General features: G+C 67.5%; 19 protein-coding genes. 14 read left to right on the forward strand and 5 right to left on the reverse strand.

Annotated elements, in window-relative coordinates; translation table 11 throughout:
• Positions 1–102: 102 nt before the first annotated feature.
• Positions 103–858, reverse strand: coding sequence for an SDR family oxidoreductase (locus C5O27_RS20095; protein WP_127963495.1), 756 nt, complete (start codon positions 856–858; stop codon positions 103–105).
• Positions 859–1,136: 278 nt separating this feature from the next.
• Here C5O27_RS20095 and glmU point away from each other — a divergent pair, with 278 nt between their 5' ends.
• Positions 1,137–2,600: a bifunctional UDP-N-acetylglucosamine diphosphorylase/glucosamine-1-phosphate N-acetyltransferase GlmU gene (gene glmU / locus C5O27_RS20100; protein WP_127963496.1), complete on the forward strand. Its 1,464-nt coding sequence runs from the start codon at positions 1,137–1,139 to the stop codon at positions 2,598–2,600.
• Between the two features lie 81 nt (positions 2,601–2,681).
• Positions 2,682–3,659: a ribose-phosphate diphosphokinase gene (locus C5O27_RS20105; protein ID WP_005200959.1), complete on the forward strand. Its 978-nt coding sequence runs from the start codon at positions 2,682–2,684 to the stop codon at positions 3,657–3,659.
• 80 nt (positions 3,660–3,739) lie between these two features.
• Here C5O27_RS20105 and C5O27_RS20110 read toward each other — a convergent pair whose 3' ends face one another.
• Entirely contained in the window at positions 3,740–4,714 is a 975-nt protein-coding gene (locus tag C5O27_RS20110; RefSeq protein WP_127963893.1) for an AraC family transcriptional regulator, read from the reverse strand.
• 65 nt (positions 4,715–4,779) lie between these two features.
• Between C5O27_RS20110 and C5O27_RS20115 the strand changes: the two genes are divergently transcribed.
• The 5 genes from C5O27_RS20115 (at position 4,780) to C5O27_RS20135 (ending at position 8,642) form a co-directional block, all read left to right on the forward strand.
• Positions 4,780–5,244 carry a flavin reductase family protein gene (locus C5O27_RS20115; RefSeq protein ID WP_482788945.1) on the forward strand — a complete coding sequence of 155 codons (465 nt, stop codon included), beginning with the start codon at positions 4,780–4,782 and terminating at the stop codon, positions 5,242–5,244.
• 56 nt (positions 5,245–5,300) lie between these two features.
• Entirely contained in the window at positions 5,301–6,935 is a 1,635-nt protein-coding gene (locus C5O27_RS20120) for a 4-hydroxyphenylacetate 3-hydroxylase family protein (RefSeq protein WP_035750392.1), read from the forward strand.
• 38 nt (positions 6,936–6,973) lie between these two features.
• On the forward strand, positions 6,974–7,852 hold the full coding sequence (catA, locus tag C5O27_RS20125) for a catechol 1,2-dioxygenase (protein ID WP_006357897.1): 879 nt from the start codon (positions 6,974–6,976) through the stop codon (positions 7,850–7,852).
• Positions 7,853–7,937: 85 nt separating this feature from the next.
• Positions 7,938–8,279 carry an arsenate reductase (glutaredoxin) gene (arsC, locus tag C5O27_RS20130; protein ID WP_006357896.1) on the forward strand — a complete coding sequence of 114 codons (342 nt, stop codon included), beginning with the start codon at positions 7,938–7,940 and terminating at the stop codon, positions 8,277–8,279.
• 12 nt (positions 8,280–8,291) lie between these two features.
• A complete protein-coding gene (locus C5O27_RS20135; protein ID WP_035750874.1) occupies positions 8,292–8,642 on the forward strand; it encodes a VOC family protein in 351 nt (116 codons plus the stop codon).
• On the opposite strand, the gene C5O27_RS20140 is transcribed toward C5O27_RS20135, so the two are convergent.
• Entirely contained in the window at positions 8,639–9,076 is a 438-nt protein-coding gene (locus C5O27_RS20140; protein WP_035750389.1) for a limonene-1,2-epoxide hydrolase family protein, read from the reverse strand. The two genes, C5O27_RS20135 and C5O27_RS20140, sit on opposite strands and share 4 nt — an antisense overlap.
• 240 nt (positions 9,077–9,316) lie before the next feature.
• On the opposite strand from C5O27_RS20140, the gene C5O27_RS20145 reads away from it, so the two are divergent.
• The 3 genes from C5O27_RS20145 to C5O27_RS20155 all read left to right on the forward strand — a co-directional run bounded on the left by C5O27_RS20145 (position 9,317) and on the right by C5O27_RS20155 (position 11,660).
• On the forward strand, positions 9,317–9,943 hold the full coding sequence (locus C5O27_RS20145) for a 50S ribosomal protein L25/general stress protein Ctc (protein WP_035750873.1): 627 nt from the start codon (positions 9,317–9,319) through the stop codon (positions 9,941–9,943).
• Positions 9,944–9,971: 28 nt separating this feature from the next.
• Positions 9,972–10,538 carry an aminoacyl-tRNA hydrolase gene (gene pth / locus C5O27_RS20150; RefSeq protein WP_040004037.1) on the forward strand — a complete coding sequence of 189 codons (567 nt, stop codon included), beginning with the start codon at positions 9,972–9,974 and terminating at the stop codon, positions 10,536–10,538.
• A 105-nt stretch (positions 10,539–10,643) separates the two neighbouring features.
• Entirely contained in the window at positions 10,644–11,660 is a 1,017-nt protein-coding gene (locus C5O27_RS20155; protein WP_006357891.1) for a beta-ketoacyl-ACP synthase III, read from the forward strand.
• A 61-nt stretch (positions 11,661–11,721) separates the two neighbouring features.
• On the opposite strand, the gene C5O27_RS20160 is transcribed toward C5O27_RS20155, so the two are convergent.
• Positions 11,722–12,591 carry a type IV toxin-antitoxin system AbiEi family antitoxin domain-containing protein gene (locus C5O27_RS20160; RefSeq protein WP_164905365.1) on the reverse strand — a complete coding sequence of 290 codons (870 nt, stop codon included), beginning with the start codon at positions 12,589–12,591 and terminating at the stop codon, positions 11,722–11,724.
• Positions 12,592–12,732: 141 nt separating this feature from the next.
• Between C5O27_RS20160 and C5O27_RS20165 the strand changes: the two genes are divergently transcribed.
• Together C5O27_RS20165 and C5O27_RS20170 are read left to right on the forward strand one after the other, a co-directional pair.
• A complete protein-coding gene (locus C5O27_RS20165) occupies positions 12,733–14,337 on the forward strand; it encodes a peptide chain release factor 3 (protein ID WP_127963499.1) in 1,605 nt (534 codons plus the stop codon).
• A 19-nt stretch (positions 14,338–14,356) separates the two neighbouring features.
• Positions 14,357–15,100: a hypothetical protein gene (locus C5O27_RS20170; RefSeq protein WP_006357888.1), complete on the forward strand. Its 744-nt coding sequence runs from the start codon at positions 14,357–14,359 to the stop codon at positions 15,098–15,100.
• Between the two features lie 26 nt (positions 15,101–15,126).
• On the opposite strand, the gene C5O27_RS20175 is transcribed toward C5O27_RS20170, so the two are convergent.
• The gene (locus C5O27_RS20175) at positions 15,127–16,128 is read right to left on the reverse strand and encodes an enoyl-CoA hydratase/isomerase family protein (protein ID WP_035750385.1); all 1,002 of its coding nucleotides are present in this window, start codon (positions 16,126–16,128) and stop codon (positions 15,127–15,129) included.
• A gap of 198 nt (positions 16,129–16,326) precedes the next feature.
• Between C5O27_RS20175 and C5O27_RS20180 the strand changes: the two genes are divergently transcribed.
• Both C5O27_RS20180 and C5O27_RS20185 read left to right on the forward strand, forming a co-directional pair.
• Positions 16,327–17,913, forward strand: a complete 1,587-nt coding sequence (locus tag C5O27_RS20180) for an ATP-binding cassette domain-containing protein (RefSeq protein WP_040004031.1) — start codon at positions 16,327–16,329, stop codon at positions 17,911–17,913.
• Positions 17,914–18,041: 128 nt separating this feature from the next.
• Positions 18,042–19,163 carry an MBL fold metallo-hydrolase gene (locus C5O27_RS20185; protein WP_006357885.1) on the forward strand — a complete coding sequence of 374 codons (1,122 nt, stop codon included), beginning with the start codon at positions 18,042–18,044 and terminating at the stop codon, positions 19,161–19,163.
• The last annotated feature ends 43 nt before the right edge of the window (positions 19,164–19,206 follow it).

Below are 19,206 nucleotides of genomic sequence, written 5' to 3' on the forward strand. Positions count from 1 at the left end.
GTGCCACAGCGCTCCGGCGGCGACGTGACGCCACCGGTCGACCTCATTCCGACTCCCAGACTTCGATCGAAGTCTGGGAGTCGAGACGACGTCTGTAAGTCGTCAGTCCTTCGGCCCGCCGGCGACGTAGACGACCTGACCGGACACGAAGCCCGCACCCTCGCTGATGAAGAACGACGCGGTGTGGGCGATGTCCTCGGGGACGCCCACGCGGTTCACCGGGATCTGGCTGGCCGCGGCCTTCTTGAAGTCCTCGAAGGGCACGCCGACACGCTCGGCGGTGGCGGCGGTCATCTCGGTCTCGATGAAGCCGGGAGCGATGGCGTTGGCGGTGACGCCGAACTTGCCCAGCTCGATGGCCAGCGTCTTGGTGAAGCCCTGCATGCCGGCCTTGGCGGCCGAGTAGTTGACCTGGCCGCGGTTACCGAGGGCCGAGGTGCTCGACAGGTTGACGACGCGGCCCCAGCCGGCGTCGACCATGTACTTCTGGGCGGCCTTGGTGACGTTGAAGGCACCGCGCAGATGGACGGCCATGACGGCGTCCCAGTCGTCGACGGTCATCTTGAACAGCAGGTTGTCGCGGGTGATGCCGGCGTTGTTGACGACGACGGTCGGCGCACCGAGCTCGGTGGCGACCTTCTCGACGGCCGCGTTCACCGACGCCTCGTCGGCGACGTTCGCGCCCACGGCGATGGCCTTGCCGCCCTTGTCGGTGATGGCCTTGACGGTGTCGGCGCAGGCATCGGCGTCGAGGTCCAGGACGGCCACGGCCAGGCCGTCGTCGGCGAGTCGCTTGGCCACGGCAGCACCGATGTCCCGTGCCGCGCCGGTGACGATCGCGGTCTTCTGCGTGCTCATTAATACCTCCGTTTGTCAGGTGTGCGGGCCGGGTCACCCGGCCCGCGCTGGTCCGCTCCCCGCCTGCGCGTCGAAGCCGAACGCCCATGACGCACCGATCGAACGCTCGGGGAATCGCGGTCCCTTGTGTTCTATCAGGTGACGTCGACAGACGTGTGTCCCATCACGTGACAGCGTCGCATTCAGCGAGAACGGTGCGGCGCGTTATTACACCGCCGTACCGGTGCGTAGGATCGCACCCGACGTGAACACCGATGAAGGAAGAGGGTGGGCATTCGATGTCGGGAACGTCGCCATCTGTGGCCGTGATCGTGCTGGCCGCGGGTGCCGGTACCCGGATGAAGTCCAAGACCCCCAAAATCCTCCACACGATTGCCGGCCGATCCCTCCTGGGTCACTCGCTCCACGGCACGTCGGGTATCGATCCCGAGCACCTCGTCGTCGTGGTCAGCCATGAGCGTGAACGGGTCTCCGCGGCCGTCGCCGACATCGCCGCCGCGCTGGGCCGCGACATCGCGATCACCGAGCAGGACGAGCCGCGCGGAACCGGCGACGCCGCCCGCGTCGGACTGACCGGACTCCCCGAAGACTTCGCCGGAACCGTCATCGTCACCGCCGCCGACGTCCCGCTCCTCGACGCCGACACCCTCCGCGGGCTCATCGACACCCACACCGCCGACGGCGGCGCCGCGGTCACCCTCACCAGCTTCATCGCCGACGACCCGACCGGCTACGGGCGGATCATCCGCGCCGACGACGACTCCGTGCGCGCCATCGTCGAGCACAAGGACGCGACCGAAGAACAGCGTGCGATCACCGAGGTCAACGCCGGTGTCTACGCCGTCGACGCCGCCGCGCTGCGGGACGGGCTCTCGAAGCTGTCGACCGACAACGTGCAGGGCGAGTTCTACCTCACCGACATCGTCGAGATCGCGCGCGACGCGGGCCAGGCCGTCCGCGGTTTCACCGTTGCGGACCCCGTCCTCGTCGCCGGCTGCAACGACCGCGCACAGCTCGCCGACCTCGGCGCCGAACTCAACCGCCGGATCATCCGCCGCCATCAGGTCGACGGCGTCACCGTCGTCGATCCGGCCACCACCTGGATCGACGTCGACGTGACGATCGAGCCGGATGTGCGGATCGAACCCGGCACGCAGCTCTACGGCCGCACCCACATCGCCGCCGACGCGGTCGTCGGGCCCGACACCACGCTCACCGACGTCACGATCGGCGAAGGCGCCCACGTCATCCGCACCCACGGCAGCGACGCCGTCATCGGCGGCAACGCCTCGGTCGGCCCGTTCGCCTACCTGCGACCGGGAACCGTGCTCGGCGTCGCCGGCAAGATCGGCACCTTCGTGGAGACCAAGAACTCGACGATCGGCGACGGTTCCAAGGTCCCCCACCTCACCTACGTCGGCGACGCCACGATCGGCGAGCACACGAACATCGGCGCGTCGAGCGTCTTCGTCAACTACGACGGCGTGAACAAGTACCGCACGGTGATCGGCGACCATTGCCGCACCGGCTCGGACAACATGTTCGTCGCCCCGGTGAGCATCGGCGACGGGGCATACACCGGAGCCGGAACCGTCGTGCGGCAGAATGTACCGCCGGGAGCCCTCGCGGTCTCGGCGGGAACACAACGTGTCATCGAGGACTGGGTCGTGCGCAAACGGCCCGACACCGCGGCGGCACGCGCGGCACTCGAGGCACGCGACAAGAACTCCGGGACCGCATAACGGACCCGAGCAGTCCTGCCGTTCACGGCAGGCAGCCCAACTGATCGACCCATAGATCGACCGAACGGACAGAAAAGTTTCATGACCTGGACCACCGACAACCAGAAGAACCTGATGCTGTTCTCTGGTCGTGCCCACCCCGAACTGGCTGAAGCAGTCGCCGACGAACTGGGCATCAAGGTGACCCCCCAGACGGCACGCGACTTCGCCAACGGCGAGCTGTTCGTCCGTTTCGAGGAGTCCGTCCGCGGCTCGGACGCGTTCGTGCTGCAGAGCTGCCCCTACCCGCTGAACCAGTGGGTCATGGAAGCCCTGATCATGATCGACGCACTCAAGCGCGGTTCGGCCAAGCGCATCAGCGTGATCCTGCCGTTCTACCCCTACGCCCGCCAGGACAAGAAGCACCGCGGACGCGAGCCCATCTCGGCCCGCCTCATCGCCGACCTGCTCAAGACCGCGGGCGCCGACCGCATCATCACGGTCGACCTGCACACCGATCAGATCCAGGGCTTCTTCGACGGTCCGGTCGACCACATGCACGCCCTCGGCCAGCTCGCCGGCTACGTCTGCGACAACTACGGCACCGACAACATCACCGTCGTCTCGCCCGACTCCGGTCGTGTGCGCGTGGCCGAGAAGTGGGCCGACGCCCTCAGCGGCGCTCCCCTGGCCTTCATCCACAAGACCCGCGACCCGCTGGTTCCCAACCAGGTCAAGTCGAACCGCGTGGTCGGTGAGGTCGAGGGACGCACCTGCGTCCTGATCGACGACATGATCGACACCGGTGGCACCATCGCCGGCGCGGTCCGCGTGCTCAAGGAGGCCGGTGCCGGCGACGTCATCATCGCGACCACCCACGGCGTCTTCTCCGACCCGGCGGCCGAGCGTCTCGCCGGCTGCGGCGCCAAGGAGGTCATCGCGACCGACACGCTGCCCATCCCGGCCGAGAAGCGTTTCGAGAACCTCACCGTCCTGTCGATCGCCCCGCTGCTCGCGCAGACGATCCGCGAGGTCTTCGAAAATGGTTCGGTCACAAGCTTGTTCGACGGCATCGCCTAGTCTTTCGATTCCCTCTCACCACCGCGCCCGGATGTTCTCACGAACATCCGGGCGCCGTGGTTTTTGTCGTCGTCGGCTCCTTAGGCACCCGCCATCCGCCGCGTCTCCGACGGCGCGACCCCGTACTTGCGTCGATAAGCGGCGGCGAAGCGACCGGTGTGCATGACGCCCCACCGGGTGGCGATGTCGGTGACGGTCGAGGTCCCGCCGCGAGTCAGCAGGTCGTTGTGGATGCACTCGAGCCGAACGTCGAGCACGTACTCCATGGGACTCATCCCCACGCACTCGCGGAAGCTCTGCTGCAGGCGTCGAGCGCTGACCGCCCCGATCTCCGCCAGCTCACCCACGGTCCACGGTCGCGCCGGGTCGGCGTGGATGGCGTCGATGACGCGCTTGACCATGCGCGGGCGGGTTCCGGCCATCGGCTCATCACTCTCGGGCAGTGCGGCCAGCACCAGGGCCGTGGTGAGCATGCCGCCCAGCTGCTCCGCCATTCGCGGGTTGCGCAACAGGATGCCCTCGCACTGCGCGACCTGCTGACGCGCCGACCTCAACAGCCCCAGCCATTCGGCGCCGGCACCGGTGCGCAGATCGAGCTGGCGGGTCAATGACCGGCCCGGGCGGCCGGCGATCCGGTCGATCTCGCGCTGCAGGTAGTCCCGCTCGACCTTGAAACCGATGATCTCGCAGGTCTTGCTCCAGTTGGTGATGACCGTCGAGGTGTCCGGCGGGTTGAGCGTCGCCTGACCTGGTTCGGAGACGATCTCCCGGCCGTCGGTGACCGACGCGATGCTGCCGGACAACGGAACGTTGATGGCCCATGCCCCTGGATGGTCGGTGTCGATCGACACGTCTGCGCCGAAACCGATCCGCGCGAGCACCGTCGGACCGATCGCCGTCGACTCCAGGCGGTAGTGGGAGGCGTCGTCACGGGACAGCGGCCGCAGCTCATGGGGGAAGTACGCGTCCGCGACGACTTCGTGGACCTCATCCCAGTCCGCGATCCCCGACCCCACGACACGACGGGGCGGCGGCGTCGCCTGCGACACCGGCACCCGCGGTCGGTTGGTCCCCGAAATGGGCGGCCCTGCGCTCACGTCGTCCAGCGCAACTGTGACCGCTGTCACGAACTGCCGTCGGGAGCGATCCAGATCGCAACGTTGCGCACATCGGATCGACGGTTCGCAATGCGGATCGACGGGATGTGATCGCGGTCATACGTTTGGTCGCACCGTCACACCAGACACCCCCACCAGCCACTGCCAGAGCAAAGGAGCTGATCCCCGTGGACCAACGCACGATGCGCAACATCTTCGGACAGTTCGCCACCGGCGTCACCGTCATCACCTGCGCGAACGACGAGGGCACCCCGCACGGCGCGACGGTCACCGCGTTCACCCCGATCTCGATCGAGCCCCGCCTCTGCCAGGTCACGCTGACCCGCAAGTCGAAGGCCTGCGGCTACCTCGACGAGACCTCCGGCGCCGCCGCCTACTGCGGCAGCCTCGACGATCCGCACAGCCGCTGGTTCGACGCGACCGCGCGGTTCACGCCGAGCTGCGTACCGCTATCCGCAGTCTCTTGACCGACCATCCGTCCACCGATCAACTCTACTGTCGCACAACCGAAGTGAGGATAACCATGACCGCAACCGACATCGCCCCCGACACCGAGACCACCGAAGCGACGATCGTCGACCGCTCGAAGGTGAACGTCGCCGCCGACAGCGAGGCGAACCGCACCGAGAACTTCGCCTCCAAGCCGATGACCGGCGACGAGTACATCGAGTCGCTGCGCGACGACCGCGAGATCTGGCTCAACGGCGAGCGCGTCAAGGACGTGACCACCCACGAGGCATTCCGTAACCCGATCCGGATGACCGCCCGCCTCTACGACGCCATGCACGACCCGGCGACCAAGGACAAGGTCACCGCCCCCACTGACACCGGCAACGGCGGCGTGACCATGCCGTTCTTCCGCGCACCGAAGTCTGCCGACGACCTGCGCGCCGACCGCGACGCCATCGCCACCTGGGCGCGGATGACCTACGGCTGGATGGGCCGCAGCCCCGACTACAAGGCCAGCTTCCTCGGCACCCTGCACGCCAACTCCGAGCTGTACGCACCGTTCCAGGCCAACGCCGAACGCTGGTACAAGGAGTCGCAGGAAAAGGTTCTGTACTGGAACCACGCGATCATCAACCCGCCCGTCGACCGCCAGCTGCCGCCGGACGAGGTCGGCGACGTGTTCATGAAGGTGGAGAAGGAGACCGACGCCGGTCTCATCGTCTCCGGCGCCAAGGTCGTCGCGACCGGTTCGGCAATCACCAACTACAACTTCATCTCCCACTACGGACTCCCGATCAAGAAGAAGCAGTTCGCCCTGATCTGCACCGTCCCGATGGACGCCCCGGGCGTGAAGCTCATCTGCCGCTCGTCGTACACCCAGCAGGCCGCTGTGATGGGCACGCCGTTCGACTACCCGCTGTCGAGCCGCATGGACGAGAACGACACCATCTTCGTCTTCGACAAGGTGCTCGTGCCCTGGGAGAACGTCTTCATGTACGGCGACGTCGACAAGATCAACGCCTTCTTCCCGCAGTCCGGCTTCCTGCCCCGCTTCACCCTCCAGGGCTGCACCCGTCTCGCGGTCAAGCTCGACTTCATCGCCGGCCTGCTGATGAAGGCCCTCGACTGCACCGGCGCCGGCGGGTTCCGCGGCGTGCAGACCCGCGTCGGCGAGGTCATCGGCTGGCGAAACCTGTTCTGGTCGTTGAGCGATGCCATGGTCAACAACCCCGAGCCGTGGATCGGTGACACCGTCATCCCGAAGCTCGAGTACGGCCTGACCTACCGGATGTTCGCCCAGCAGGGCTACCCGCGCGTGAAGGAGATCATCGAGCAGGACGTCGCCTCCGGCCTGATCTACCTGCCGTCGAGCTCGGCGGACTTCAAGAGCCCCGACGTCCGTCCGTACCTGGACAAGTACGTCCGCGGTTCCGACGGCATCCTCGCCGTCGATCGCGTGAAGGTGATGAAGGCGCTGTGGGATTCGATCGGCAGCGAGTTCGGCGGCCGCCACGAGCTGTACGAGCGCAACTACGCCGGCAACCACGAGGGCGTGAAGGCCGAGCTTCTCATGTTCGCCGACGCCCGCGGCACCGTCGGGGAGATGAAGGGTCTCGCCGAGCAGTGCCTGTCCGAGTACGACCTGGACGGCTGGACCGTGCCGGACCTCATCGGCAACGACGACGTCAGCTTCTTCCGGAACCGCTGACCGACCCTCTCGCACAGCCCTTTCGAACAGGAGACATCATGACCACCATCGAGCGGCCCGCCCCGGTCGCATCAGCGACCACCGTCGAATCCCCGACCGCCGCCGGTTCCGGAAGTGCGGCCACCGCAGCGTTTGCGGGCCATCGGTTCACCGCCGACACCTCACCGGAACGTCTGTCGGCCATCGCATCCGAGGCCTTCGCCGGTTTCAGCGCGCTCATCGACAAGTACGAGATCACCTACGACGAGTACCGGGTCCTCAAGCAGTGGCTCATCGACGTCGGTGAGGGTGGTGAGTGGCCGCTGCTCCTCGACGTGTTCGTCGAACACGACATCGAGGAGGTCAACTCACGGAAGTACCAGGGCACCAAGGGAAGCATCGAGGGTCCGTACTATCTGCCGGATTCCCCGCTGCTGCCCGCACGCTGCACACTGCCGATGCGCAGCGTCGACGCCCGCGAGACACCGTTCGTGATGCACGGCCAGGTCACCGATCTCGACGGCAACCCGATGGCCGGCGCGACGATCGAGATCTGGCACGCCGACGCCGAGGGCTACTACTCGGGATTCGCGCCGCACATCCCCGACTGGAACCTGCGGGGCACGATCGTCACCGACGGTCAGGGCCGCTACGAGATCACCACCATCCAACCCGCGCCGTATCAGATCCCGACCGACGGTCCGACCGGCAAGTTCATCGAGGCCGCCGGGTGGCACCCGTGGCGACCTGCGCACCTGCATCTGCGCGTGGCGGCGAAGGGCCGGCATCCGATCGTCACCCAGCTGTACTTCACGGGTGGGGACTGGCTCGACAGCGACGTCGCCTCGGCGACCAAGCCGGACCTGCTCCTCGACCCGAAGCCGGACGCCGACGGCCGGAACGTCGTGCAGTACGACTTCGCACTCGACCCCGAGTAGCGATCCCCCGCGGAACGGGTACGCGAGCGGTCCGGGTTCTCCCCCTCTGGGGCCCGGGCCGCTTTGCGCTGGGTACGGTGTCTTCGTGGACGCGACGATCTATCACAACCCGAAGTGCTCGACCTCGCGCAAGGCGCTGCAGGCTCTGCGCGACGCCGGCATCGAGCCGACCGTCGTCAAGTACCTCGACGAGCCGTACACCCGTGAGCAGCTGGTGCAGCTGTTCGCCGACGCCGGGCTCACCCCCGCGCAGGCCGTGCGCAAGCGTGAGGCCCTCTACAAAGAGCTCGACCTCGCGTCGGCCACCGATGAGGCGATCCTCGACGCGATGGTCGAACACCCCATCCTCGTCGAGCGTCCGATCGTGGTGACCCCCAAGGGGACCCGCATCCCGCGGCCGTTCGAGAAGCTCGACGAGATCCTCTGAAGGGGTATAGCCATGAGCTACGAAGCCAAGATGATCATCCTGTCCACCGAGAACCTGGACGAGTCCATCGAGTTCTACACCGAGACGCTGGGCATGTCGCTGAAGTTCCGCGACGGCGCCCACTTCGCCGCCCTCGACGGGGGGCCGGTGACGATCGCTCTCGCCACTGCGGTCGACCACCCGATCCCCGGCAAGGTCGTCGTCGGTATCAAGACCGCCGACGTCGACGCCGCGGCGAAGGCGATCGAGGCCGACGGCGGCGCCATCGTGAAGGGCCCGTACGACGACGCGCACGAGCGTCGTGCCGTGGTGTACGACAACCAGGGCAACGGACTCGTGTTCTACAGCCCGCTGAACCGCTAGGCCGCAGCCGGCAGCGGTTTCTGCACCGACGGCAGGGCCAGTGCCGCGATACCGCGCAGCAGCTCCTTCGTCATGTCGAAGTAGTCGAAGTAGTCGCGCCACACCACGATCCGTCCCTCACGGATCTCGAAGCGGCCGCACACCCAGAACTGCAGATGCAGCCGCCCGAAACGCAACTCGTCGACGCGTTCGGTGAGCACGACACCCGCCTCGTCGGAACTCACGTTGAGCATCCGGTAGTTGAAGCCCACCCACGACTTCTTCGCGACACCGCCGAGCACACCGGCCACCTTGCGCTTGCCGTTGATGGTCGGCAGCGAGACGTTGGTGTACGCGATGTCGTCGTCGATGGTCTCCAGCGCGCCGGCGATGTCCTCGCGCGCGAATGCGTCGAGCAGGGCCGTCACGATCTCGATCGGGGTCTGTGAGGTCATGGCAGCCCAGTATGCCGGGACCGCATCCGGCGAGGGGTGCGATGTGACATCTCGGCAGGTCCTCGACTATCCTTGCCACCGTTGTCTCGGCGAGGGTGACCCAGTCACCGTGATCGGCGCGACCATCGCAGTCTCCTCGGGTGCCCACGTGTGGCCCGGTGGGTGTCCGCGGTCGGAATGCGTGCCCGTTGCTCGTCGCGACGGACGAACGACCGCAACCACCGATCAGAGGAGATCCTCATGGCTACTCAGACCTCCAAGCTGTCTGTCAGCACCCGCACCGAGAAGGGCAAGGGCGCCGCTCGCCGCGCTCGCCGCGAGGGCAAGGTTCCCGCCGTGCTCTACGGCCACGGCACCGACCCGCAGCACCTGCACCTCCCGGCCCGCGACTTCGCCGCGATCCTGCGTAACAACGGCCTCAACGCCATCATCGAGCTCGACATCGAGGGCACCAGCCAGCTCGCGCTCACCAAGCAGGTCGACGTCCACCCGATCCGCAACTACATCGAGCACGCCGACCTGCTCCTCGTCCGTCGCGGTGAGAAGGTGACCATCGAGGTCGCCATCGTCGTCGAGGGTGACGCCGCCCCGGGCACCCTGGTCGTGTCCGACGCCAGCGTCGTCGAGGTCGAGGCCGACGCCCTGTCGATCCCCGAGCAGATCGCCGTCAGCGTCGAGGGTGCCACCGCCGGCACCGCCATCCACGCCTCCGATCTGGACCTGCCGGAGGGCGTCACCCTGATCGCCGATCCGGAGACCCTGATCGTCGCCGTGAACGAGGCCCAGGCCGCGGCCACCGAATCCGACGCCGACGCCGCCGAAGGTGCCGAGGGTGAGGCTGCCGAGGCTCCCGCGGAGTCGGAGTGATCCGACCCCCGACTGCTCTACTCGAGTGGTGAAAATCGTTGTCGGACTCGGTAATCCCGGGTCCAAGTACGAGAAGACGAGGCACAACGTCGGCGCGATGGTCGCCGACGGCCTCGTCGACTCGGCAGGCGAGCGCTGGAAGGTTCACAAGAAATCCGGTGCGGAGGTCGCCGAGGTTCGCCTCGGCGGCCAGTCTGTTCTCGTGGCCAAGCCACGCGTCTACATGAACGAGTCCGGCCGGCAGATCGGCCCGCTGGCCAAGTTCTATTCGGTCGCGCCCGCCGATCTCATCGTCGTGCACGACGAACTCGACATCGACTTCGGTCTCGTGCGCCTCAAACGCGGCGGCGGCGAGGGCGGCCACAACGGGCTGCGTTCGATCAGTCAGGCCATCGGCACCCGCGACTACCTGCGCGTGCGGATGGGTATCGGCCGTCCGCCGGGGCGTCAGGATCCCGCCGACTTCGTGCTCAAGCCGTTCCCGTCCGCGGACCGGGCCGAGGTCGAGCTGATGATCCGCAACGGCTGCGACGCCATCGAACTCCTGGTCTCCCAGGATCTGGAGAGCGCACAGAACACCGTGCACGCCTGGTAACCCGACAATCGATCGGTAACGATGTGCCACGGGAATGCGGTACTTCCCAGTAAGTGGCCGGGTGAGTACCGTCGTATGTCGGGTCACATAATCGGAAGGAAGACCATGGCAGTCATCGCGGACACCTCAGGGATCAACAACATCGGCATGCTCGGGATCGGCGCCTATCGCCCTGAGCGTGTGGTCACCAACGACGAGATCTGCGAGCACATCGACTCCTCCGACGAGTGGATCTACACCCGCACCGGCATCAAGACCCGCCGCTTCGCGCGCCGCGACGAGAGCGTCATGGAGATGTCGGTCAACGCCGGACGCAAGGCCATCGCCAACGCGCTGCTGCAAGGCTCCGACATCGACGCGGTCATCCTCGCCACCAACACGCACCTGCTCCTGACCCCGGCCGGCGCGACCAAGGTGGCCACCGAACTCGGCTGCAACGGCGTCCCCGCCTTCGACGTCACCGTCGGCTGCGCGGGCTTCGGTTACGGCATGGCCCTCGCGTCGGACATGATCCGCGGCGGCAGCGCCACCAACGTGCTGGTCATCGGCGCCGAGCAGCTCTCGGTGGCCCTCGACATGACCGACCGCACCAACTGCTTCATCTTCGGCGACGGCGCGGGCGCCGTGGTCGTCGGACCCACCGAGGAGCAAGAACTCGGCCCGGTGGTCTGGGGTTCGGACGGCTCGCAGTTCAACGCCATCCGCCAGGACTTCGACTGGGTGACCTTCCTCGACGGTGACCGCGTCCAGCGCCCCTACCTCCGCATGGAGGGCACCGCGGTGTTCCGCTGGGCCGCCTTCGAGATGGGCAAGGTCGCCGTCCGCGCCCTCGAGGCCGCCAAGATCGGCTCCGAGGACCTCGACGTCTTCGTCCCCCACCAGGCCAACGCGCGCATCAACGAGCTGCTCGCCAAGAACCTCAAGCTCCGCGACGGCGCCGTCGTCGCCAACGACATCGAGTACACCGGCAACACCTCCGCCGCGTCGATCCCGCTGGCCATGGAGGATCTCCTCTCCACCGGCAAGGCGCAGCCGGGCCAGACCGCCCTCCTCCTCGGCTTCGGTGCCGGACTCTCCTACGCCTCCCAGGTCGTCAAGCTTCCGCCGGTGCCGTTCGAGTAAGACACCTCCTACCAGTTGCGGCAGTTGGTCCCGGATTCCGGGACCAACTGCCGCATCTGTTTCAGGCGTCGAGTGCCTGACGGACGCGGTCGACGACGTACCCAGGACGTTCCTTGAGGTCAGCCCACGTGAAGTTCAAGACCGTCCAGCCCTGAGCGATCAGGTCGTTTCGACGACGCCGGTCGCGCTGGAACGTCTCGGCGTCGCGGTGGTACGCCATCCCGTCGATCTCGACGGCGAGCATCTGCTCCGGGAAAGCGACGTCCACGAAGTAGCCCTCGACGGGATGGTTGGACACGAATCCCTCGACCCCTCCCTGTCGAAGCAGATCGACTGCGAGGCGCTCGGCCTCAGAGCGAGCGCCCTCCTCGACCCCGGCGATGAGAGACGCGATACCCGGTGCATCCGCCCTCCTACGACGGCGCTTCGCTGCGGTTCGCAACTGCTCGATCGACACGCGGCGTAACAACAGTGCGGCATCGAGGACCGTGCTGTCCTTCTCGACCGAGGCCTCCAGCACAGACAGCGGCAACGAGGTGACCAGCAGATCATCCCGGGTGACCGTCTCGGCGTCCTCGAGCGCCCGATACCGGATACGAACGCCGTCGACCGACTTCGCGTGCCTCGACCGCGGTGCGGTCACCGTCAGCTTCTTCGGTGGATCTTCGACGATCCCGTGCCACCATGCAGCGCCCAGACCGGACAGGGCGGCACCGCGACCGACTTCGGCGACCGCGAGCCGAGCACGCGTCCTGGCCGTGACCGGGTGGTCGGCGAGCGTATAGACCCCACGCGACTGAGGTGTCCACAGCCCGGAGTCCACACGTCGATGGACACCCGACTTCGTCATCCCGAACTCGAGGGCTTCGGCGATCGTCACGACGCCGTCGCGGGCGAGCGCGTGGCGTCGGAGGCGGGAAGGCGTCTGCACGACGATTGGACGCACCGACCCTCACATCGGTTCCCAGAATATGGGATTGCGGCAATTGGTCCCGTATTCCGGCACCAACTGCCGCAACATCATTGATGGTGAGTTTGGAGCCCTCCCACCAGCCGAGTAGCCTCGAATCTCGTGAGTTCTGACGTCGCAACCGAGGTCAAGCGCCGACGTACCTTCGCGATCATCTCCCATCCGGACGCCGGTAAGTCGACCATGACCGAGGCCTTGGCGCTGCATGCGCGCATGATCAGCGAGGCGGGTGCGATCCACGGCAAGGCGGGACGCAAGTCCACCGTCTCCGACTGGATGGAGATGGAGAAGGCCCGCGGCATCTCGGTCAGCTCGACCGCCCTGCAGTTCAACTATCTCGCCGAGCACAGCGAGCCGGGCATCCCGAGCGTCATCAACCTGGTCGACACCCCCGGTCACGCCGACTTCTCCGAGGACACCTACCGCGTCCTGACCGCGGTCGACGCCGCGGTGATGCTCATCGACGCGGCGAAAGGCCTCGAGCCGCAGACCCTGAAGCTGTTCCAGGTGTGTCGCCACCGCGGCATCCCGGTGATCACGGTCATCAACAAGTGGGACCGCCCAGGTCAGACGCCGCTCGAACTGATCGACGAGATCAGCGAGCGCATCGGCCTCACCCCGACCCCGCTCTTCTTCCCGGTCGGCATCGCCGGCGACTTCCGCGGTCTGCTCGACCGCCGCACCGGCGAGTACGTGCACTTCACCCGCACCGCCGGCGGCGCCAAGATCGCCCCCGAGGAGATCATGAGCGCCGACGACGCGGCCGCGCGTGAGGGCGACGAGTGGACGGCCGCCGTCGAAGAGAGCGAACTGCTCTCCGAGATGGGCCAGGACCACGACCAGGAGATGTTCCTCGCCGGCCAGACCTCGCCGATGATCTTCGCCTCGGCGATGCTGAACTTCGGTGTGCGGCAACTGCTCGAGGTGCTCGTCGAGCTCGCTCCCCCGCCCGCCGGCCGCGTCGACGTCGAGGGCAGGGAACGTCCGGTCACCGACCCGTTCAGCGCCGTCGTGTTCAAGGTGCAGGCCGGAATGGACTCGAGCCACCGAGATCGCCTGGCGTACATGCGGATCGTGTCCGGCGAGTTCGAGCGCGGCATGGTCGTCACCCACGCGCAGACCGGAAAGCCGTTCGCCACCAAGTACGCCCAGGCCGTCTTCGGCCGGGACCGTTCCACCGTCGACACCGCCTACCCGGGCGACGTCGTCGGCCTCGTCAACGCGACCGCGCTGGCCCCCGGCGACACCCTCTTCGACGGCCCGAAGGTGCAGTTCCCGCCGATCCCGTCGTTCGCGCCGGAGCACTTCTCGACGCTGCGCGCGACCACCGCCGACAAGTACAAGCAGTTCCGCAAGGCGATGGACCAGCTCGACAGCGAAGGTGTGGTGCAGGTACTGCGCAATGACACCCGCGGCGACATGTCGCCGGTGCTGGCCGCGGTCGGCCCCATGCAGTTCGAGGTCGTCACCGCCCGCATGAAGGCCGAGTTCAACGTCGACACCATCATCGAACCGCTCGGCTACACACTGGCCCGACGCACCGACGCCGAGAGCGCACCCGAACTCGACCGGCAGCGCGGCGTCGAGGTGTTCACCCGCACCGACGGTGCGATCCTGGCGCTCTTCAGCGACAAGTGGCGCCTGCAGTACATCGAGAAGGAACACCCCGACCTGACGCTGCAACCCCTTGTCGCCGCGGCGGATTGAGCCGATGAGGCGTCCCCTCGTGCGCACCTCCGGTGTCGGCGCGCTTGCCGCGGTGTCCGCGGCTGCGCTCCTGATGTCGGGTTGCGCCGGAAATCCGGCACCGGCACCGACGTCGACAAGCACAGCCCCCACCCCGACCGCGCGCCCGATCGATCCCGCGAAATGCGCGGAGAAGCCGCCGCAGGGCAAGGTCGACCGCGGCGGGCACGACCTCCGATTCCGTTCCGGCGACATCCGGATCGCGATCACCGAGCCGGCGGCCACGACGTCCGGACTCCCGGCCGCCGGAAGCGGCGCGAGCGCCGACAAGGCGACGAGCTGCTACGAGTTCAACCGCTGGGGCCCGGAACGACCCGACGTCCCGCCGGACTCATTGTTGTTAGTGTTCAAGGGAATCGGGACCGACGGCGCCCAGATCGAGTTTCCCATCAGCGAATTGACCGGCGGCACGGTGCCACCCGTGGGCGGCGGACCGCGCCCCACCGCGGGTCCGCTGACCAAGCCGATCAACGCGCAGATCGGCGTCTCCGTCGACGGTGTCTACCACCAGTCCTCGGCGTGCCAGCTCAGCATCAGCGGGATGTCGGGCAAGCTCGCGGCCGGGTCGTTCACCTGCTCGGAGGCCTCCCGCGTCGACGCCAACCCGTTCGCCCCCGACGACGACGTGGCCTACGACGCCGACGAGTCGTCGACGAGCCCGCGGCCCGACACCGGCACCCCGCCGACCGTCGTACTGTCCGGGCGGTTCCAGCTCACGCCGTAGGTTTCGACACGGCTCGTCGCACGCGCTCACGCACCCACGATCCGCGCGACGACCGCCGGATCGACGTCGTCGATCGCGGCGGGGTCGAAGACCGGGTTGCGGTCCTTGTCGACCAGCACCGCCCGCACTCCTTCACGGAAGTCGTGGGTGGCGGTGATCTGTTCTGCCGCATGCAGTTCGCGGTCGAAGCACTCGTCGATCCCGGACTGCGCGCCGGCGTTGATCATCGCGGCCGTCACCCAGAGGCTAGTGGGTGAGGCCTTCTCGAGCAGGCCGATCATCTCCTCGGCCCACTCGTCGCCGATCGCTCCGCGCAGACCGCCGACGATGGCGTTGATGTTGTCGTCGGCGAAGTACTCCCCGACCTTGCGGAGGGGGACGTCGCTGGTTTCCGTGGTCCCCGAAGTCGCCAGCGCATCGGCCAGCGGATCTCCGGAACGGATCGACTCGGCGACGCCGGCGATATCGGCCGATGCCACGAAATGCGTTGCCAGGCCGACGGCCACCGCGTCGATGCCACGGATGCGCGCACCGGTGAGACCGAGCCACATGCCGACGCCCTCGGGCAGCCGCGGCAGGAAGTAGGTGGAACCGATGTCGGGGAAGAAGCCGATCGCGGTCTCGGGCATCGCGATCATCGCCTTCTCGGTGACCACGCGGATCTCGCCGTGCACGCTGATGCCGAGTCCGCCGCCCATGGCCGCGCCGTCGATGAGGCTCACGTACGGCTTGGGATAGTCGGCGACCATCTGATCCAGCCGGTACTCACTGCTGAAGTAACGGGTGATGGCCGCGGTGTCGCCGTCGAGCGAATGCTCGCGGATCGCCCGGATGTCGCCGCCCGCGCAGAAGGCGCGGTCGCTCGCGGAGGTGACGAGGACGGTCTCGATCGAGTCGTCGTCACCCCAGTCGCCGAGCGCGGCGTACATGTCGTCGATCATGGACTGGTCCAGCGCGTTCAGGGCTTTCGGCCGGTCGAGGACGATCTCGCCGACACCGTTGGACACCGAGGTGCGAATGAAGGACATGCCCCCAACCGTAGCGGTGAGGGAAGACAAGCCGGAGAAAACCCGTTGGCAGACCCGGACGCGTCCACTACCGTGGACCCCGCACACGCAGCCGACCCGAGGAGTGATCCCGCACGATGAAGAACTGAAGTGGCCCCGGCCGGCGCGCGATGTCGTTGCGACACCCGTCGGTGAACCCGAACCACTTCAGGAGATCTCGTGTCTACTCCCCTGCCCCTTTCTTCCCAGCCGTCGGTGGTGCTGTCCGATGTCTCATTCGTCTGGCCCGACGGCACCGCGGTCTTCGATCGCCTCAATCTCGCGCTGGGAGCGTCCACCTATTCGCTGATCGGCGCCAACGGCGCAGGTAAGTCGACGTTGCTCGGCCTGATCTCGCAGCGTCTCCGCCCGGCGTCGGGCAGTGTCAGCATCTCCGGGGCCACGTCCGCGCCGGAGGTGGGGATCGTTCCGCAGGACCCGCAGTCGGATCCGGAGTCGACGGTGTCGGCAGCTCTCGGCATCGACGGCATCCGCAGTGCGATCGGTCTCATCGAGGGCGGCTCGGTCGACGCCGACGACTTCGATGCCGTCGGTGACGACTGGGATGTCGAGGAGCGGGCGATCGGACTCCTCGCCCAGATGGGTCTCCCCACCGACCTCGACCGTCGGGTCGGCGCCATGTCCGGCGGCGAGGCGACGCTGCTGTCGATCGTCGCCGCACTCATGCGCCGACCCTCGGTCCTGCTGCTCGACGAGCCGACGAACAACCTCGACACCAGCTCACGGGCAAGGCTTTTCGACGCCATCGGCGCCTTCGCCGGCACGGTGATCGTCGTGAGTCACGATCTCGAACTTCTCGAACGCGTCGACGCGACGCTCGAGTTGTACCGGGGCCGGGTCCGGGTGTTCGGCGGCCCCTACTCGCATTACCGCGAGATCGTGGACGCCGAGCAGGAGGCGGCCGAGGCCGCGGTGGCAACTGCGGCCGGCGATCTCCGCAAGCAGCGTCGGGAGCTGGTCGACGCCCAGATCAAACTCGACCGGCGCGCCCGCACCGCGTCGACCGCTGAACGGGAGAAGCGGGTGCCGAAGATCATCGCGCACTTGCGTCGCGGTGAGGCGCAGGTGTCGGCGGGGAAGCTGCGCAACGCCCATCAGGACGACGTGGCTGCGGCCGCCTCCCGCCTCGACGGGGCGCGCGAGGAGGTTCGGAAAGATCGCACCGCCCGGATCGTGGTGCCGGAGGCCGACCTGGCCTCGCGGACCCAGGTCGTCACCGACGACCGGCTGCGCATCAACGGCCCGGAACGGATCGCGCTGGTGGGGCCCAACGGTTCCGGGAAGTCGACACTCATCGCCGACCTCGTCGCGCGCGAGGCGATCGTGGTGCCGTATGCGTATGTGCCGCAACAGATCGTCTTCGACAACCCGTCGATGTCGATCGCCGGCCTGGTGTCGGCACATCATCCGGACATCAGCACGCAGGAGGTGCGTTCACATCTGGCCCGGTTCCTGTTCCGGGGTGCACGTGCCGACCGCGCGCTCGAGGAGCTCTCCGGCGGCGAGCGTCTGCGTGTGGGTCTCGCAGACGCACTACTCGGCGATCCCACCCCGAAGCTGCTGATCCTCGACGAGCCGACCAACAACCTGGATCTCGACACGGTCAGCCAACTGGTCGCCGCGCTGGAGCTTTGGAGTGGCGCGCTGCTCGTCGTCTCCCACGACGCGGGATTCCTGGATCGGATCGGGATCGACCGTCGCGTCGAGGTGGGCGGGTCGTCACCAGAGCTGGCCCCCGACACATAGGCAGTTCCTCAGGGCGCCTGAGCCGCCCCCACTTTGAGCATGACGGGGCTCGCATGATCGGATGACTGTTGCGCGTCGCAACTCTTCGTCCGATGCGCCGGGAACGATGACGGCTCAGGAGGTCAAGGATGGCCACGATCGAGGTGACCGGTCGGCGTCAGCAGCAGGCTTGGGCCGACAAGGTGCTCCCCCCTGTCGAGGAGGTGCGCCCGGGTCTGTGGTCGATCCCGGTGCCGATGGGCCCCAACCCGTTGCGCTACGTCCTGGTCTACGCCCTCGCGCTGCCCGACGGCGGCCTGGCGCTCATCGACGTCGGGTGGCCGTCGGACGAGTCCTGGCGAGCCCTTGTCGACGGCATCCGCAGCACCGGTCACGACGTCACCGACGTGCGATCGGCGGCCATCACCCACTTCCATCCCGACCACTTCGGCTTGGTCCCGCGCCTGCTCGAACAGACCGACGTGGAACTGTTGATGCACCGCGCCGACGCGTGTCACCTCCGCTATCACTCCGACGACGAGGTGGAGAGTCAGCTCGACGACGCCCGGTGGGAGTTGCGGGTGCTGGGTGCACCGGCCGACGTCGCCGGGCTCGGGCTCGTCGACTTCGTGCGGCTGCCCGACGGCCGGACCGTCGACCGGGAGCTGACCGCCGACGCCCCGCTCGACATCCCCGGCTGGAATCTGCGCGCCATCTGGACGCCCGGTCACACACCTGGCCATCTGTGTTTCGCCGACGACGACGCGGGGATCATCTTCACCGGCGATCACCTGCTGCCGCGCATCAGCCCCAATGTCTCCACGAGTCCGATGCAGACGGAGAGCCCACTCGCGGACTATCTGGTGTCGCTGGCCAACACCGAGAAGATGCGGGACCACGAGGCCCTGCCATCGCATGAATACCGCTTCCGCGGTCTGGGCGCCCGGGTGACCGGACTCCTGTCGCATCACGAGGATCGTCTCACCGAGATCACCGAGGCGGTCGCGGCCCGGCCCGAGTCCACGGCGTGGGAGATCACCCAGGCCGTGAGCTGGTCCCGGCCGTTCAGCGACCTCAACCTCACGATGAAGCGGCTCGCGCTGCGCGAGACCGACGCTCACCTGCTGGTCTTGAGCGAGCGCGGAATACTCGCCTCGACACCCGCCCCCACCCTGGCCGATCTCGCCGACGTCACCGTCGAGCCGGTCCGGTGGTCGCTCTCGCCGGTGTCCGAACACCGCACCGCGTCGAGCCTGTCGCTACCGAACTGACCGCGACCCGTGTCCCCGCCGGTGGACGTCCCACCGGCGTTCC

It is taken from the genome of Gordonia alkanivorans, assembly GCF_004011905.1.
Taxonomy (GTDB): Bacteria; Actinomycetota; Actinomycetes; order Mycobacteriales; family Mycobacteriaceae; genus Gordonia; species Gordonia alkanivorans.

What these genes read in the sequence shown, in the direction of transcription:
- C5O27_RS20095 (WP_127963495.1), bottom strand. Translation starts at nt 858, where the DNA reads ATGAGCACGCAGAAGACCGCGATCGTCACCGGCGCGGCACGGGACATC.
- glmU (WP_127963496.1), top strand. Translation starts at nt 1,137, where the DNA reads ATGTCGGGAACGTCGCCATCTGTGGCCGTGATCGTGCTGGCCGCGGGT.
- C5O27_RS20105 (WP_005200959.1), top strand. Translation starts at nt 2,682, where the DNA reads ATGACCTGGACCACCGACAACCAGAAGAACCTGATGCTGTTCTCTGGT.
- C5O27_RS20120 (WP_035750392.1), top strand. Translation starts at nt 5,301, where the DNA reads ATGACCGCAACCGACATCGCCCCCGACACCGAGACCACCGAAGCGACG.
- catA (WP_006357897.1), top strand. Translation starts at nt 6,974, where the DNA reads ATGACCACCATCGAGCGGCCCGCCCCGGTCGCATCAGCGACCACCGTC.
- C5O27_RS20135 (WP_035750874.1), top strand. Translation starts at nt 8,292, where the DNA reads ATGAGCTACGAAGCCAAGATGATCATCCTGTCCACCGAGAACCTGGAC.
- C5O27_RS20140 (WP_035750389.1), bottom strand. Translation starts at nt 9,076, where the DNA reads ATGACCTCACAGACCCCGATCGAGATCGTGACGGCCCTGCTCGACGCA.
- C5O27_RS20145 (WP_035750873.1), top strand. Translation starts at nt 9,317, where the DNA reads ATGGCTACTCAGACCTCCAAGCTGTCTGTCAGCACCCGCACCGAGAAG.
- C5O27_RS20155 (WP_006357891.1), top strand. Translation starts at nt 10,644, where the DNA reads ATGGCAGTCATCGCGGACACCTCAGGGATCAACAACATCGGCATGCTC.
- C5O27_RS20175 (WP_035750385.1), bottom strand. Translation starts at nt 16,128, where the DNA reads ATGTCCTTCATTCGCACCTCGGTGTCCAACGGTGTCGGCGAGATCGTC.
- C5O27_RS20185 (WP_006357885.1), top strand. Translation starts at nt 18,042, where the DNA reads ATGGCCACGATCGAGGTGACCGGTCGGCGTCAGCAGCAGGCTTGGGCC.